The organism is Cellulosimicrobium funkei, from assembly GCF_001019615.1.
In the GTDB taxonomy this organism is placed as follows: domain Bacteria; phylum Actinomycetota; class Actinomycetes; order Actinomycetales; family Cellulomonadaceae; genus Cellulosimicrobium; species Cellulosimicrobium cellulans_E.
On the sequence record NZ_JNBQ01000003.1, the window covers coordinates 169,514 to 185,194 of the forward strand.

Annotated in this window: 16 protein-coding genes; 10 read left to right on the plus strand and 6 right to left on the minus strand. The window is 74.4% G+C overall.

The annotated features are described in order from the left end of the window. Positions 1–3: 3 nt before the first annotated feature. From FB00_RS05205 to FB00_RS05215, 3 genes are all read left to right on the plus strand, one after another. Positions 4–1,101: an ABC transporter permease gene (locus FB00_RS05205; protein WP_231581737.1), complete on the plus strand. Its 1,098-nt coding sequence runs from the start codon at positions 4–6 to the stop codon at positions 1,099–1,101. After that, entirely contained in the window at positions 1,098–2,828 is a 1,731-nt protein-coding gene (locus FB00_RS05210; protein ID WP_047231982.1) for a dipeptide ABC transporter ATP-binding protein, read from the plus strand. Before FB00_RS05205 ends, FB00_RS05210 begins: the two co-directional genes overlap by 4 nt. A gap of 100 nt (positions 2,829–2,928) precedes the next feature. Next, positions 2,929–3,777, plus strand: coding sequence for a hypothetical protein (locus FB00_RS05215; protein WP_052877456.1), 849 nt, complete (start codon positions 2,929–2,931; stop codon positions 3,775–3,777). Positions 3,778–3,816: 39 nt separating this feature from the next. Here the strand turns inward: FB00_RS05215 and FB00_RS05220 are convergent, their stop codons facing one another. The 3 genes from FB00_RS05220 to FB00_RS05230 all read right to left on the minus strand — a co-directional run bounded on the left by FB00_RS05220 (position 3,817) and on the right by FB00_RS05230 (position 6,132). After that, positions 3,817–4,617 carry a CPBP family intramembrane glutamic endopeptidase gene (locus FB00_RS05220; protein WP_047231984.1) on the minus strand — a complete coding sequence of 267 codons (801 nt, stop codon included), beginning with the start codon at positions 4,615–4,617 and terminating at the stop codon, positions 3,817–3,819. 226 nt (positions 4,618–4,843) lie between these two features. After that, entirely contained in the window at positions 4,844–5,185 is a 342-nt protein-coding gene (locus FB00_RS05225; protein WP_047231814.1) for a hypothetical protein, read from the minus strand. Then, positions 5,182–6,132 (minus strand): SPFH domain-containing protein, encoded by a 951-nt coding sequence (locus FB00_RS05230; RefSeq protein WP_047231815.1) that lies wholly within the window; start codon positions 6,130–6,132, stop codon positions 5,182–5,184. The genes FB00_RS05225 and FB00_RS05230 overlap by 4 nt, the downstream gene beginning before the upstream one ends. A 175-nt stretch (positions 6,133–6,307) precedes the next feature. On the opposite strand from FB00_RS05230, the gene FB00_RS05235 reads away from it, so the two are divergent. Genes FB00_RS05235 through FB00_RS05250 form a run of 4 tightly spaced genes read left to right on the plus strand, consistent with a single transcriptional unit; the run spans position 6,308 to position 9,129 of the window. Next, positions 6,308–7,072: a hypothetical protein gene (locus FB00_RS05235; protein ID WP_047231816.1), complete on the plus strand. Its 765-nt coding sequence runs from the start codon at positions 6,308–6,310 to the stop codon at positions 7,070–7,072. Further along, entirely contained in the window at positions 7,065–7,370 is a 306-nt protein-coding gene (locus FB00_RS05240) for a transcriptional regulator (RefSeq protein ID WP_047231817.1), read from the plus strand. The genes FB00_RS05235 and FB00_RS05240 overlap by 8 nt, the downstream gene beginning before the upstream one ends. Beyond that, positions 7,367–8,341 (plus strand): ABC transporter ATP-binding protein, encoded by a 975-nt coding sequence (locus tag FB00_RS05245; RefSeq protein WP_082141015.1) that lies wholly within the window; start codon positions 7,367–7,369, stop codon positions 8,339–8,341. The genes FB00_RS05240 and FB00_RS05245 overlap by 4 nt, the downstream gene beginning before the upstream one ends. Then, the gene (locus FB00_RS05250; protein ID WP_047231818.1) at positions 8,338–9,129 is read left to right on the plus strand and encodes an ABC transporter permease; all 792 of its coding nucleotides are present in this window, start codon (positions 8,338–8,340) and stop codon (positions 9,127–9,129) included. Before FB00_RS05245 ends, FB00_RS05250 begins: the two co-directional genes overlap by 4 nt. Before the next feature lie 151 nt (positions 9,130–9,280). On the opposite strand, the gene FB00_RS05255 is transcribed toward FB00_RS05250, so the two are convergent. The 3 genes from FB00_RS05255 to FB00_RS05265 all read right to left on the minus strand — a co-directional run bounded on the left by FB00_RS05255 (position 9,281) and on the right by FB00_RS05265 (position 12,927). Continuing rightward, positions 9,281–12,031, minus strand: a complete 2,751-nt coding sequence (locus tag FB00_RS05255) for a heavy metal translocating P-type ATPase (protein ID WP_082141047.1) — start codon at positions 12,029–12,031, stop codon at positions 9,281–9,283. A 146-nt stretch (positions 12,032–12,177) separates the two neighbouring features. Further along, on the minus strand, positions 12,178–12,564 hold the full coding sequence (locus FB00_RS21535) for a heavy-metal-associated domain-containing protein (RefSeq protein WP_082141016.1): 387 nt from the start codon (positions 12,562–12,564) through the stop codon (positions 12,178–12,180). A 24-nt stretch (positions 12,565–12,588) separates the two neighbouring features. Beyond that, entirely contained in the window at positions 12,589–12,927 is a 339-nt protein-coding gene (locus tag FB00_RS05265) for a metal-sensitive transcriptional regulator (protein WP_047231820.1), read from the minus strand. A 237-nt stretch (positions 12,928–13,164) separates the two neighbouring features. Between FB00_RS05265 and FB00_RS05270 the strand changes: the two genes are divergently transcribed. The 3 genes from FB00_RS05270 to FB00_RS05280 all read left to right on the plus strand — a co-directional run bounded on the left by FB00_RS05270 (position 13,165) and on the right by FB00_RS05280 (position 15,613). Beyond that, complete coding sequence (locus tag FB00_RS05270) at positions 13,165–13,647, plus strand: hypothetical protein (protein WP_047231821.1); 483 nt, start codon at positions 13,165–13,167, stop codon at positions 13,645–13,647. Between the two features lie 132 nt (positions 13,648–13,779). Beyond that, on the plus strand, positions 13,780–14,880 hold the full coding sequence (locus FB00_RS05275) for a DUF2330 domain-containing protein (RefSeq protein WP_047231822.1): 1,101 nt from the start codon (positions 13,780–13,782) through the stop codon (positions 14,878–14,880). Positions 14,881–15,019: 139 nt separating this feature from the next. Further along, a complete protein-coding gene (locus FB00_RS05280) occupies positions 15,020–15,613 on the plus strand; it encodes an HdeD family acid-resistance protein (protein WP_047231987.1) in 594 nt (197 codons plus the stop codon). Positions 15,614–15,681 lie beyond the last annotated feature (68 nt).

The following is a 15,681-nucleotide window of genomic DNA, read 5'->3' on the forward strand; positions in this document are numbered from 1 at the left end:
GGCATGCTCGTCACAGGCCTCGTCGTCACGGGCCTCTTCCTGCTCACCGCGGCGCTCGCGCCCGTGCTCGCGCCCTACGGCTACAGCCAGCTCCGCTCCGCGGACGGGCCGTTCGGCGCGCAGCAGCCGCCGTCGGCCGAGCACCTGCTCGGCACGACCGTGGGCGGGTACGACGTGCTGTCGCGTGTCATCTGGGGGGCCCAGACGGCGCTCCTCGTCATCGTCGTCGCGATCCTCGCCTCGATCGTCGTCGGGGTGCTGCTCGGGCTCGTGTCCGGGTACTTCGGCGGCTGGGCCGACCGCCTGCTCGTCGTGGTCTGCGACGCGATCTACGCGTTCCCGTCCCTGCTCCTCGCGATCCTCATGGCGATCGTCATCTCGGGCGGCCAGTCGAGCATGTGGGGCGGCATCCTCGCCGCGGCGCTGTCCATCACCGTGGTGTTCGTGCCGCAGTACTTCCGCGTCACGCGCGCGGAGGTCGTGCGGATCAAGGGCGAGGCGTTCGTCGACTCGGCGCGCGTGCTCGGCACGCCGCACCGGCGGATCATGTTCCGCCACGTCCTGCGGAACTCGACCCGCACGCTCCCGCTCATCGTCACGCTCAACGCGTCCGAGGCGATCCTCACGCTCGCCGGGCTCGGGTTCCTCGGGTTCGGCATCGAGCCGACGGCGGCCGCCGAGTGGGGCTACGACCTCAACAAGGCCGTGTCCGACGTGACGAGCGGCATCTGGTGGACCGCGCTCTTCCCGGGCCTCGCGATCGTGCTCGTGGTGCTCGGCATCACGCTCGTCGGCGAGAGCCTCAACGACCTCGCCGACCCGCGGCTGCGCTCGCGCCGCGCGTCCGCCGAGGTGTCGGGCGACGTCGCGGAGACGTCGGTCGTGCCGGGCGGCACGCTCACCGCCGGCCCCGGCGGGCTCGACGCGATCGAGGGCGCGGGCTCCCGCTCCGACGAGCTCGCCGCCGTCCCCGGCCGCCCCGACCCCGACGCCGTCGGTCTCGACGGGCGGCCCGGCGGCACGCCGGACGACGGCTCCGCAGGCGGACCTGCGGGTGTCCGCGCGGACGCACCCCACGACGAGACGGAGGACCGGCGATGAGCGCCGTGACCGAGACGACCCGCCGCGAGGGCGGGGACGCCGCGCGCCCCGTCGTGACGATCCGCGACCTCGCGGTGTCGTTCGCGACCGACGCCGGGGCGGTGCGCGCCGTCGACGGCGTCGACCTGGAGGTCGCGCCCGGGGAGGTGCTGGCCGTCGTCGGCGAGTCCGGCTCCGGCAAGACGGTCACCGCCAAGACGATCCTCGGCCTGCTGCCGTCGACCGCGACGGCGCGCGGCGCCGTCGTGCTGACGAACAAGGCCGGGACGGCCGACCACGACGTCGTCACGCTGGGCGGGGAGCGGCTGCGCCAGGTCCGCGGGACCGACGTCGCGATGGTCTTCCAGGAGCCGTCCGCCGCGCTCAACCCCGTGTACACGGTCGGCTGGCAGATCATGGAGGGCATCCGCGCGCACGCCAAGCTGTCCCGGCGCGAGGCGCGCAAGCGCGCCGTCGACGTGCTGCGGCGCGTCGGCATCCCGGACCCGGAGACGCGGGTCGACCACTACCCGCACCAGTTCTCGGGCGGTCAGAAGCAGCGCGTCGTCATCGCCATGGCGCTCGTGCTCGACCCGGGGCTCATCGTCGCGGACGAGCCCACGACCGCGCTCGACGTGACCGTCCAGGCCGAGATCCTCGACCTCCTGCGCCGGTGCCGCGACGAGTTCGGCACGGCCATCGTGCTCATCACCCACAACATGGGCGTCGTCGCCGACCTCGCCGACCGCGTCGCCGTCATGTACCAGGGGAAGGTCGTCGAGCAGGCGCCCGCGCGCGAGCTCTTCGCGGCGCCCCGGGCGGAGTACACGAAGGCGCTGCTCGACTCCGTGCCGCGCGTCGGCGAGGGGACCGCGCGGGCCGAGGCCCGCGCGTCGGCCCGCGCCGCGGGTTGGGAGGACGCGGCGCCCGTGGTGGCGGCGCAGGGACTGACCGTCACCTACCCGGGCCGGCTGCGCCGCCCGGGCTTCACCGCGGTCGACGACGTCTCGCTCACCATCCGGCCCGGGGAGGTCCTCGGCCTCGTGGGAGAGTCGGGCTCCGGCAAGACGACCTTCGCGCGCGCCGTGGCGGGTCTCACCGCGGTGACGGGCGGCTCGCTGCGTGTGCTCGGCGTCGAGATGAACGGCGTCAAGGAGCGCGACCTGCGTCCCGTGCGGCCACGCATCGGCTTCGTGTTCCAGGACCCGGCGACGAGCTTCAACCCGCTCCTCACGATCGCGGACTGCGTGGCGGAGCCGCTCGTCGTGCACGGGCGCGCGGAGTCGCCCCAGGCGGCGCGCGGGCGCGTCGACGAGCTGCTCGAGGCGGTGCAGCTCCCGCGCTCGTACGGCGACCGGTTCCCGCACGAGCTCTCCGGCGGGCAGCGCCAGCGTGCGTCGCTCGCGCGGGCGCTCGCGCTCGACCCGGAGCTGCTCGTGGCCGACGAGCCGACGTCGGCGCTCGACGTCTCCGTGCAGGCGCGCGTCCTCGAGCTGTTCGCCGAGCTCCAGCGCGAGCTGGGCTTCGCGAGCCTGTTCGTGTCGCACGACCTCGCGGTCGTCGACCTGCTCTCCGACCGCATCGCGGTGCTGTACCGCGGCCGGCTGGTCGAGGAGGGCACGGGCGCCGAGGTGCTGGGGAACCCGCGCGAGGAGTACACCCAGCGGCTCCTCGCGTCCCTGCCCGTCCCGGACCCGGTGCTCCAGGCGGAGCGCCGCGAGCTGCTCCGCGCTCTGCGCGGCGCCTGACCCGGCCGCGACCCTGGCGCGGCTGGGCCGCGGCCGGGTCGGGCACGGGGGTGGCTGCCCCTAGCATGTGACCGCCGTCCGTCGAGAACGAGGAGCACCTGTGGTCACCGCGTACGACATCCTGTTCGGCCTGACCCCGCAGGACGCGGTGGACGGGTCACCGGTCGGGACGACGGACCTGCTGCCGCCGCCCGTCGCGCCCTGGGGCGAGGCGGCCTGGGGGTGGATCGGCGACGGCGGCCCGGGGATCGAGCCACGGACGTGGCCGCGGAGCCCGAGCACGGGGCTGCCGATGCGGCACGCGGTCACGCTGCGGCTGCCGGTCGAGTACCAGCGCCGGGGCCCGGGGTTCCCGGGCGTGGCGTACTTCCTCGGCGAGGGCCAGTTCGCCACCGAGCACGACGCGACCGACCCGGACGACCCGTTCGTCGTGGACCTGCGCGCGGCCCGGGAGCACCCGCAGGCGCTCGTGCTCAGCGACATCATCGGCCAGAGCTTCGCCCTGGTGTGGCTGACCGAGCAGGAGCTGGCGGCCGGCCCCACCGCCGCCCCGGCCGACACCCGCCGTCCGGGCGAGCACGTCGCGACGGACGAGGGGCAGAACGCGTGGGACCCGCCGCTCGGCACGCGCCGCGGCGAGGACATGACGGTCACCCGGTGGGCCTACCTCGTCCCGAGGGCCGACGACCCGAACGCGGGCGTCGCCCCCGGCCGGGAGGAGGACGGCTGGGTCTCGCCGTGGGACGAGGACTGGACCGGGCTCCCGGAGGAGGAGCGACCCTGGGCGGACGACCACCTCGGCGGGACGTCGGAGGCGATGGTCGACTCGCTCCCGGGCGGCTTCACGCCGCACTACCTGGAGCTGTCCACACCCACGTGGGGCGTCGACTACGGCAACCGCGAGACCCACCTGATCGACCTCGAGACGGGCGCGTTCGGGATCGCCTGACCGGGCGTCTCACGAGTCGCGAGCGTCGCGAGGAAGCCGTCAGGCGAGCCCGAGGGACTGCTTCCACTCCAGGGGGAGGAGCGCGTACCCGACGAACGCGACGACGTCGAGCAGCGTGTGGGCGATCACGAGCGGCATGACGCGGTGCCGGCCCCAGCGGGACGTGTAGAACCACGAGAAGACGACGCCCATGACGACGTTCCCCACGAACGGGCCGAACCCCTGGTACAGGTGGTACGAGCCGCGCAGCAGCGAGCTCCACACGACGAACTTCACGCGCCCCCAGCCGAGGTCGCGCGTGCGCTCGAACAGGTAGCCCACGGCGATGACTTCCTCGAGCAGCCCGTTCTGGAGCGCCGCGAGGACCAGCACGGGCACGGTCCACCACGCGGCGTTGAGCGCCGACGCCTGCACCTCGACCGTGATGCCGAGCAGGCGGCCCAGCGCGTAGAAGCCGAGCCCGGGGATGCCGATCGCGGCGGCGAGCGCGAACCCCCACCCGACGTCCTTGAGCGGCCGCGAGCCGTCGAGCCCGATCGCCCGGACGGCCGAGCGACCGCGCGCGCTGAGCAGGTACAGCGCGAGCGCGACGGGCAGCACCGCGAAGAAGATGCCGACGAGCTGGTAGGTGAGATCGAGGTACGGCCGGGCCGACTGGCTGACGTTGAGACTCGCGGACTGCTCCCCGAGCGGGGTCCCGGCGGTGAGCCGCGCGACGATGTTGATGATCGCGTAGACCGCCGACTTCCCGAGGCTCAGGCCGAGGACGATCCAGATCTCCGCGCCGATGCGGCGTCGCGTCGCACGGTCGGGGCGCGCGGGCGCGGTGGCGTCGGTCACCGGTGGCTCCGCCGTCGGGCCGGCCGCGGGCGGCTCGGGCGCGGTCGCGGGGGTGGACGCGGTCAGGTCGGGCACCGTCCGGTTATAGCACCGGTCGCGGGGAGCAGTCTTGACGCGACCTGGACGCCCGCTGTCCGCCGACCACGAGCCTTCGCCGCGTCGACCACGACGTTCCTGGCGTTCTCGGCCCCAGAACGACGGCAACGTCGTGCTCGGCGGCGGGGGGTCAGGAGCCGCGCGGGCGGCCCGGGCCGCGGGGCGGGCGGACGTCGCGGGGGAGGCGGCCGGCGTCGTCGAGCGCGCGGCGCAGCAGCATCTCGATCTGCGCGTTGACGCTGCGCAGGTCGTCTCCGGCCCAGCGCGCGAGCGCGTCGTGGACGGCGGGGTCGAGGCGCAGGAGCACGGACTTGCGCTGCGCGCGCTGCGCCCGGCCCGTGCCCGACGACGGCTGCGCACCCTTTGTGGACGCGTCACCCTCCGGCGCCACGCGCGGGTCGTCCGAGGGCACGCCCGTGCCCGACGACGGCCGCTCGCCGTCGCCGGGCACGTCCGGGGTGCGGGGGGTCACTGGTAGAGCGACCCCGTGTTGACGACGGGCGTCACGCGGCTGTCGCCGCACAGCACGACGAGGAGGTTGGAGACCATGGTCGCGCGGCGCTCGTCGTCGAGCGTGACGATGTCCTCGGCCTCGAGGCGCGAGAGCGCGTCCTCGACCATGGACACCGCACCCTCGACGATGCGCGACCGGGCGGCGATGATCGCGCCGGCCTGCTGGCGCTGGAGCATCGCCTGGGCGATCTCGGGCGCGTAGGCGAGGTTGGAGATGCGCGCCTCGATGACCTCGACGCCGGCCACGACCACGCGCGCCGCGACCTCGGTGGCGATCTCCGCCGACACGACCTCGGTGGCCCCGCGCAGCGACTGCTCGCCCGCCTCGGCGTCGTCGTAGGGGTGCGACATGGCGACGTGGCGCAGCGCCGACTCCGCCTGGACGCGGACGAAGTCGGTGTAGTCCTCGACGGCGAAGCTCGCCTTCGCGGTGTCCGCGACCTGCCAGACGACGATCGCGGCGATGTTGATCGGGTTGCCGTCGGCGTCGTTGACCTTGAGCTCGCTCGTCTCGAAGTTGCGCACGCGGACCGACACGCGCTTGCGCGTCGAGAACGGCACCGTCGCGACGAGGCCGGTGCGCCGGATGGTCCCGAGGTACCGGCCGAAGAACTGGACGACGAGCGTCTGCCCGGGGTTGATGACCTTGACCATCGTGAGCAGGAAGAGGCCGAGCAGGATCGCGACGACGCCGAGCACGGCGCCCACCGGGGTCGCGGTCGCGAACAGCGGGATCGACCCGCCGAGGAGCACGAGGACGAGCAGGATCACCAGGCCGCCGCCGCCCGCGCCGAGCGACCATGCGGGCTGCTCGGTGACGTCGACGCGCGTGCCGTCGTGGCCGACGGGACGGCCGGTCGGCTCGCCGCCGACGGACTCCTGCGGGGGTGCTGCGCTCTCGGTCACGGGGCCCGTCCTCTCCTGCGGCTGATCGCCGCGCTGGTGTATAGCAAAGTGATATCACATTACCGAGGGCCGAGGAAACCGCGGGGCCGCGGGTGGTTGCGCGCTGCGTCGGTCCCGTGACATTCTGCAAACAGGTTTGCAGTGCAAAGTAGTTTCTCGATCAACGGAGACGACCATGACGACCGACGACGCCGGCGTCGACCGCGCCGGGACGGACGAGCCGGGAGAGCGCGCGCTCGACGTCGCGGAGACGCTCCGCGTGATCCGCGAGCAGCAGGCCCACGCGCGCGACGCGACCGAGCCCGACACGCGGCTGCTGTGCCTCGCGTGGGGGCTCGCGTGGCTCGTCGGGTACCTGTGCCTGTGGGTGAGCGCCGTGCGCGTCGCCGACGGCGCGGACGTCGTGCGGCTCCGGTCGGGCGCCGGTCAGGTGGTCGGCGCCCAGCCGGAGCCGTGGGCCTTCTGGGTCTTCTTCAGCCTCATCGCGGCCGCGACCGTCTTCACGATCGTCCACAGCGTGACGCGCACCGCCGGGACCCGCGGCGTCAGCGCCCGCACCGGGGCCATGTACGGGTGGTCGTGGATGCTCGGCTTCGTCTGCTACGGGTTCGTGCTCGGCGGGCTCGCCCGCGCGGGCGCTTCCACGGAGGTCATGGCGCTCGCGAGCAACGCGTTCGCCTGCATCGTCGTCGGTCTCCTGTACCTCGGCGGCGCCGTCGCGTTCGACTCCCGCGGGCTGTTCGTCCTCGGGGTGTGGATCCTCGTCACCGCCGCCGGGGCGACCTTCGCGGGGCTGCCGTTCACGTACCTGGTCATGGCGCTCGCGGGGGGCGGCGGGTTCCTCGTGATGGCCGGGGTCGAGCACGTCCTGCGCGTACGACGGCGTCGCCCCGCGTCCGGCCCGACGCCCGCCGGGGGGAGGGGGACGGTCGATGCCTGAGACGGAGCTCGACCCCGTCATCCACGCGCCCGCGCGCCTGCGCGTCGTCGCGACGCTCGCGGCCCTCGCGAGCGGGGACGAGCTGTCCTTCCCCAAGCTCCAGAAGCTGCTGGGGATGACGGCGGGGAACCTCTCCACCCACCTGCGCAAGCTCGAGGACGCGGGCTACGTCCGCGTCACCAAGACGCACGAGGGTCGCACGCCCGCGACCTACCTCGCCCTCACGACCCGCGGCCGCGTGGCCTTCGAGGACTACACCGCCGCACTGAACACCCTCCTGAGAGGAGCTGGAGCATGAGTGCCCAGCGCACGAGCCCCACCCGGGCCACCCGGCCCGACCCCGCGCCGTCGGCGACCGATCCCGCCCGCCCGGTCGTCGCCGTCGACCACGTGACCCGCCGCTTCGGCACGGTCGTCGCGCTCGACGACGTCTCCCTGACCGTGGGGGCGGGCGAGCTCGTCGGCCTGCTGGGCCCCAACGGCGCCGGCAAGTCGACCCTGCTGTCCCTGGTCAGCGGGCAGCGCCGACCCGACGCCGGGACGGTCCGCCTGCTCGGCGGCGACCCGCGCGACGCGCGCAGCCGCGCCGGGCTCGGCCTCACGCCGCAGGAGACCGGCCTGCCGGCGACGCTCAAGGTGCGCGAGGTCGTCGACTTCGTCGCCGGCCACTACCCGGACCCCGTCCCGACGGCGGCGCTGCTCGACCAGTTCGGCCTCACCGAGCTCGCGGGCCGTCAGACGGGCGCGATGTCCGGCGGACAGAAGCGCCGCCTCGCCGTGGCGCTGTCCCTCGTGGGCCGGCCGCGCGTCGTCCTGCTCGACGAGCCGACGACCGGACTCGACGTGAGCGCCCGCCAGGCCCTGTGGGACGCGATCCGCGCGTACCACGCGGGCGGCGGCACCGTCCTCCTGACGAGCCACTACCTCGAGGAGGTGCAGGCGCTCGCGCAGCGGGTCGTCGTCATCGACCAGGGCGTGGTCAAGGCGGACGACTCGCTCGACGCGATCCTGCGCCGCGTGTCGCTGCGGCGGGTCGTCGTCGGGTCGGAGACAGACCTGGCGGGTCGGCCCGGCGTCGTGCGGTCCGACCGCCTCGGCGACGGCCGCCAGGAGCTCTACACGCCCGACGCCGACGCGCTCGTGCGCGAGCTCGTCACCTCGGGCGTGGACTTCCACGATCTCGAGATCCGGGGCGCGAGCCTCGAGGAGGCGTTCGAGCAGATGGTCGCGCGCGACGCGACCCCGACGACGGAGGCACGGGCCCGATGACCACCATGACGATCCCCGGCGGCGCCGCCGCCCTCCCCGGGCCGCTGCGCCTCACCTGGCTGCACCTCAAGTACCAGTTCCTCGAGACGGTGCGCGTGCCCGTCGCCGTGCTGGGCAACCTGCTGTTCCCGGCGCTCGCGATGTTCTTCTTCGTCGTGCCGCAGAAGGAGGTCGCGCAGAACCCCGTCGCCGCGACCACGGCCGTCGCGTCGCTCGGCCTGTTCGCGATCTGCTCGGCGAGCCTGTTCACCTACGGGCTCGGCGTCGCGGAGGACCGGCAGCTCCCGTTCGACCCGTTCGTGCGCTCGCTCCCGGCAGGCCCTGCGCCGCGCATGGCGGCGCGCGTGCTCAACGGCGGGATCTTCTCGCTGTTCGGCCTCGTGCCGCTCATCCTCATCGGCTGGTTGTTCACCGACGCGAGCGTGACGTGGGGCCAGCTCCTCGCGGGCGTCGGGACGGTGCTGCTCGTGTCCGTGCCGTTCGTGCTGCTCGGCATGGCGATCGGCTACTCGCTGTCCGCGAAGGCCGCGCTGCCGGTCGTGCAGGTGATCCTCTTCCCGCTCGCGTTCGCCGGCGGCCTGTTCCTCCCGCCGTTCCTCTTCCCGGACTGGCTGGACGCGATCTCGATGGCCACGCCGACCCGCGCGGGTCGTGACCTGCTCGTCCAGGCGCTCACGGGCGAGCCGGCGTACGGGGCCGCATGGTTCGTCCTCCTGGGCTGGACGGTCGTCTTCGCCGCCCTGGCGGTCGGCGCCTACCGCCGCGACGAGGGCCGCCGCTTCCGCTGAGCCGGCCCCAGCTCGCCCACCGCAAGGCGCCGAACACGACCTGAGGGTCGTTATCCCCGGGATAGCGACCCTCAGGTCGTGTTCGGCGGCGGGTGGGGTCGTGCTCGGCGCCCGGTGAGGCCGGGGCCGCGTGGGGTAGGTAGGCCGTAGGTCAGGCCGCGCGGCGCAGGCGGAGCGAGTTCCCGACGACGAGGACCGAGCTGGCGGCCATCGCCGCCCCGGCGATCATCGGGTTGAGCAGGCCCGCCGCCGCGAGCGGGATCGCCGCGACGTTGTACGCGAACGCCCAGAACAGGTTCTGCTGGATCACGCGCAGCGTCCGGCGCGAGAGCCGGATCGCCGTCGCGGCGCTGCGCAGGTCGCCGCGGACGAGCGTGAGGTCGCTCGCCTCGATCGCGACGTCCGTCCCGGTCCCCATCGCGAGCCCGAGGTCCGCCGTCGCCAGCGCGGCGGCGTCGTTCACGCCGTCACCGACCATCGCGACGACACGGCCCTCGCGCTGGAGCCGCGCGACGACGTCGACCTTCTGGTCGGGGAGCACGCGCGCGACGACGTCCGTCTCCGCGATCCCGACGGCCCGCGCCGCCTCCCGCGCCGCGCCCTCGCCGTCGCCCGTGAGCAGGTAGGGCCGCAGGCCCAGGTCCTTCAGCTCGGCGACGGCCTCGGCCGACGTCGGCTTCACCGGGTCGCGCAGCACGAGCACCGCGCGCGCCCGGCCGTCCCACGCGACGACGACGGCGCTCGCCCCCGTCGCCTCGGCGGTGGCGAACGCCTCGTCGAGTGCGGGGTCGCTCGCGACGCCCTCGCGCGCGAGCCACGACGGCTGCCCGACGAGCACGCGCCGCGCGGTGAGGCCCCCGCCCTCGCCGAGCGAGAGGCCGGAGTGCGCGGTGCGGACGACGGCCTCGACCCCGCCGCCCGGGGCGCTGCGGAAGTCGAACGCCTGGAGCGAGCCGATCACGACGCCGTCGGCCCCCACGCCCGGGCTCGCGCCGGCGTCCTGGGGCGCCGGCACTGCGCTCGTCGCGTCCTGCGTCTCGGGGACGGGCGGCACCGAGACGGTCCTCGGCGCCGCCAGGTCGCGGGCCGCTGCCGCGATCGCGCGCGCTATGGGGTGCTCGCTCAGGGTCTCGACCGCAGCGGCGTGCCGCAGGGCGTCGCGCGCGTCGTCCTGGCGCGACGTGTCGGCATCTCGTCGCGCCGGGGCGCGGCCGTCGGCTGACAGCGCGTCGAGCGGCACGGTGCCCGACGGCGTCACGACCGCCTCGAGCGCCATCGCCCCCTGGGTGACCGTGCCGGTCTTGTCGAGCACGACCGTGTCCACGCGCCGCGTCGACTCCAGGATCTCCGGTCCCTTGATGAGCACGCCGAGCTGCGCGCCGCGGCCCGTGCCGACGAGCAGGGCCGTCGGCGTCGCCAGGCCCAGGGCGCACGGGCACGCGATGATGAGCACCGCGACGGCGGCCGTGAACGCGAACTGCGTGCCCGCCCCGGCGAGCAGCCAGCCGACGAGCGTCGCGACCGCGAGCACCAGCACGACCGGCACGAACACCGCCGAGATCCGGTCCGCGAGCCGCTGCACCGGCGCCTTGCCCGTCTGCGCCTGCGTGACGAGCCGCCCGATCTGCGCGAGCGTCGTCTCCTCGCCCACGCGCGTCGCGCGGACCAGCAGCGCGCCCGCCGCGTTGACCGTCGCGCCCGTCACGTCGTCGCCCGGGCCGACGTCCAGCGGCACCGGCTCGCCCGTGAGCAGCGACGTGTCGACCGCGCTCGACCCCTCCAGCACCACGCCGTCCGTCGCGACCTTCTCGCCCGGCCGCACGACGAACACGTCGCCCACCGCGAGGTCCGCGACCGGGACGCGCTCGGTGACCCGTGCGCCGTCGGCACCCGTGCGGGGAGAGCCGTCCGGCCCGAGCGCCACGCGCTCCGCGTCCTTCGCGCCCAGCTCGAGCAGCGACCGCAGCGCGTCGCCCGCGCGCCGCTTCGACCGGTGCTCCGCGTAGCGGCCGGCGAGCAGGAACGTCGTGACGACGGCTGCGACCTCGAAGTACAGCTCGGGTGTCCCACCCGAACCAGCACCGTGGTCGCGGGACGGGATCAGCGTCGGCTGCATCCGCATCCCCAGCTCTCCCGCGCCGCCGAGCAGCAGCGCCCACAGCGACCACAGCGTCGCCGCGACCACCCCGAGCGACACGAGCGTGTCCATCGTCGACGCGCCGTGCCGCGCCGCGCGGAACGCCGCCGTGTGGAACGGCCACGCGCCCCACGTGACGACCGGCAGCGCGAGCGCCGCGACGACCCACTGCCATCCCGTGAATTGGAGCGCGGGGATCATCGAGACCGCGACCACCGGCACCGTCAGCACCGCCGCGACGCGCAGGCGCTGCAGCAGCACGGCGCCTCGGTCGCGCGGACCCGGGTCGGGTCCGGCGGCGGGGTGGCCCGAGGTGCTCGGGCTACCGTCCGGAGCCCTCGTTCCTCGGGCTCCTCCCGCCAGGCCCGCCACGCCCTTCGCATCCTCCGGCCACCCCGCCGCCTCGGCGGCCGTCTCACCCTCGCGCGTGGCCTGCGGGTTCGACGGCTGCTCGGTCGGCTCTGCGGCCGTCTCGCCTCGGTCGGCCGAGGGAGAACCGTGGTCCACCGAGGTAGAGCCCTGGTCCCGCGAGGTGGAGCCCTGGTCACGCGAGGTAGATCCCTGGTCGGTGGGGGCGTGGTCGCGGCGGGTGGTGACGCGGGCGGTGTAGCCGGCCTTCTCGACCGCGGCGACGAGGTCGGCGTCGGTGACGTCGGACGCGAGGACGACGTGCGCGCTCTCGAGCGGGAGGTTGACGGTGGCGGTGACGCCGTCGACGCGGTTGAGCCGCTTCTCGACGCGCGCGACGCAGGACGCGCAGGTCATGCCCTCGATCGCGAGGTCGACCTCGGCGAACGGTCGGCCGTCGACGTCACCCGGCGGGGCGGCGGCCGTCGGGGTGGGCGTGGGCTGGGCGGTCATGCGGGTGACTCCTCGACGGGTGCTCGGGTGGGCACCGATGGCATGGCCGGTCAGGCGCGGGGCGGGACCTGGAGGTCGTACGTCTTCGTCGCGGGCGCGGGGTCGTCGCCCGTGGACGTGCTCGGCGCGGTGCCGCAGCCGCACGCGCACGAATGCGCCTCCTGCTTCTCGGCGGCCTGCTCGGCGTACTGGGCGGCCAGCGCGTCCTCCTGGACCTCGAGCGAGGCGACCTCGTAGCCGGCCTCGTCCACGGCCTCGCGCAGCGCGGCCTCGTCGAGCGGGTCGTCGGAGAAGACCGTGACCTCGGACGCGCCGCCGACGCGCAGCTCGACGCTCACGTTCTCGACGCCGGCGACGGCCTCGAGGTCCTTGGTGACGTGCGCGACGCAGTTGCCGCAGGTCATGCCGGTGACGCCCAGGGTGGTGACGGTGCTCATGGTGCTCCTCGGTGGTGGGGTGGGTCAGCTGCGGACGAGGCGGGCGATGGCGTCGGCGGCCTCCTTGACCTTGGCCGCGCCCTCCTGCTCGGACTGGCGGGCCGCGTCGACGACGCAGTGGCCGAGGTGGTCCTCGACGAGGCCGATGCTCACGGCCTGGAGCGCCTTCGTGACGGCGGAGACCTGCGTGAGGATGTCGATGCAGTAGACGTCCTCGTCGATCATGCGGGCGATCCCGCGCACCTGGCCCTCGACGCGGCGCATGCGCTTGAGGTACGCCTCCTTGTCGGACGCGTAGCCGTGCGGACCGGTGTGGCCCGCGTGCTCGTGCTCGACGGCCGGGGCCTCGGTGGTGTCGGTCATGCTCTCCTCCTCGTCCAGGCGCGGTGCCGCGACCGCGGGTCGATCCTCGTCCTATACCCCACCAGGGTAGCCGATGGATACCCCCCTCGGGTAAGTGTCTCGTCCTCGCCCGACGACGGCGTCGTGACACGTGTCATGGCCGCGCGGTGACGGGTCCACCTCCCGCGGTGAGCGGGCGCACTGTCGACGGCCCCGCACCGCCGGGAGGCTGGAGGCACCCACTACGAGAGGCGCACCATGACCGACATCGTCACCGGGCTCCAGGAGCTCACCCAGGGCCTTCCGCCCCTGCTGCGCTGGGTCGGAGTCCTCCTCGCGGGCGCGATCCCGTACGTCGAGGCCGAGGGGGCGGCGGTCCTGGGGGTCGTGGCCGGGGTCAACCCCGTCGTCGCGATCCTCGCCGCCGTCGTGGGCAACGCGATCGCCCTGGCGGTCGTCGTCTGGCTCATCGGCGCCGCGCGTTCGGGCGTCACGCGCGGGCGGGCGGCCGAGAAGTCGCCCAAGCGACAGCGGATGCGCCAGGTGTTCGACCGCTACGGCGTGCCGGGCGTGAGCCTCCTGGGGCCCCTCCTCCTGCCGAGCCACGTCACCGCAGCAGCGATGGTCGGGTTCGGCGCGCCACGCACCCGCGTCTTCGCGTGGGGGGTCGCCGCGGTGACGGCCTGGGCCGTCGTGCTCGGCGTCGTCGTGCACCTCGGTGTGAGCGCGGCCGTCGCCTGACGGGCTGCGCGGCCCTGCCCGACGGCGGCCCGCGGCCCGGTCGGAGCAGCCCCGGTCACGGTGCTGTCACGGCCCCATCACGATTCGGAACTCGGCGCGCGAGGCCGCTGGCGCGCCCCTAGCCTCCCAAGCATGGGCAGGGGAACCGGGGCAGGACGGGCGGTCCGCGCGACGGTCGTCGCGCTCGCGCTGGCGGGCGGGGCGGTGGTCGCGGCACCGCCCGCCGTCGCGTGCGCGTGCGGCGGGCTCGTCGACGGACCCGCGTACGACACGTCGGTCTCGCGGGAGACGGCCGTGCTCCAGTGGGACGGCACGACGGAGACGATGCTGCTGGAGCTCGACGCGCTGTCGAACGCGCCGGAGGTCGGGCTGCTGCTGCCGACCCCCGCTCCGGCCGACGTCGCGCTCGCCGACCCGCAGGTCTTCCGCGAGCTCGACGACCTCACGCAGCCCCGCGCCGTCGTCTCCGACCACCGGTGGTGGCCCGAGCTGGGGTTCGGCGCCGCGGGCGCCGACGGGGCGGGCGCCGGGGGCGTCGCGGTGCTCGACGAGGTCCGGCTCGGCCCGCTCGACGTCACGACCCTCGGCGCGACCGACGCCGGTGCGCTCGGGGCGTGGCTCACGGAGCGGGGGTTCCAGCTCCCCGAGTCGATCCAGACCGCCCTGGCGCCGTACGTGAGCGAGGGCTGGTCGTTCGTCGCCGCCCGGCTCGCGCCGGAGGAGGCGGCCGCGTTCGACGGGACGCTGCAGCCCCTGCGCGTCTCGTTCGCGAGCGGCTCGCTCGTCTACCCCATGCGCATGTCCGCCGTCGCCGACGACACCCAGAGCACGCGCACGTACGTGCTGGCCGACCACCGGGTCGACCGCACGGACGCGACCGCCGCCGCGCAGGAGCCCACGGTCCGGTTCGCGGGGCGCGTCGACCCGGCGTCGGTGAGCTCGGACGAGCTCGCCGCGCTCCTCGCCGACGGCAGCTTCGTCACGTCGCACGAGCAGGTCTTCACCGACCCGGGGACGGAGATCGTCTCCGACTTCGTCTTCGAGCAGGCCGCGGCCGACGTCGCGTACGCGCCGACCTTCGCGGTCGTGGCCGACAAGCGGATCGGCCCGTTCTTCGCCGGTCCCGTCCTCGCGTTCACGGCGGTGCTGGCGCTGGCCGCCCTCGTGGTCTGGTCGGGCCGACGGCGGCGCGCACCCGCGCCGGCCCTCGCGCCGCGGCCCGCGCGGGCGTGACCGTTCGGCACGAGCGGGCGAAACGCGCGCTTCGCCGCGACACGCGGGATTTCTGGGTGTTCCATGGAGGCGAAGCGGGAGGCGACACAGGCCCCAGGCCGCCGGTGAGCCGGCCCGTCACCTAGCACGGGGAGTGACCATGACGACGCAGGACCCGATCCTCACCGCCTTCTCCAGCACCGCGAAGCAGGTCTGGTACTGGCCAGTGCTCCGCGGGGTGCTCGCCATCCTCTTCGGCATCATCGCGCTCGCGTGGCCGGACAAGACCGCGGCCGTGATCATCTGGGTGATCGGCATCTTCGCGGTGGTCGACGGCATCGTCGAGATCATCGAGGGCATCCGGCGCCGCGGCACGGGCAGCGGCACCGCGTTCCTCGTGACCATGGGCGTCCTCAGCCTCGCTGTCGGCATCGTGCTGCTCGTGTGGCCGGGCAAGACCGCGATCGTGCTCACGTGGATCGTCGGGTTCTGGGCCGTCGTCTACGGACTGTTCCAGACCGTCGCGAGCCTCGACCTGCGCAAGGTGCCCGGCAGCGGATGGGGCTGGGGCGTCTTCGCCGGCCTCCTGGGCCTCGTCTTCGGTCTGCTCGTGCTGTTCAACGTCAACGCCGGCCTCGTGTCGATCGTCTGGATCCTCGCGATCTTCGCGATCCTCTGGGGCGTCATGCTCATCGCGTTCGGCGTCCAGATCCGCTCGCTCGGCAGGCAGGCGGGCAAAGCCGCGACGTACTGACGCGCGGCACCACCCGCGCTGGTCGAGCCCGGCCGACCACGCGATTCCCCGCAGTCGAGCACGACATG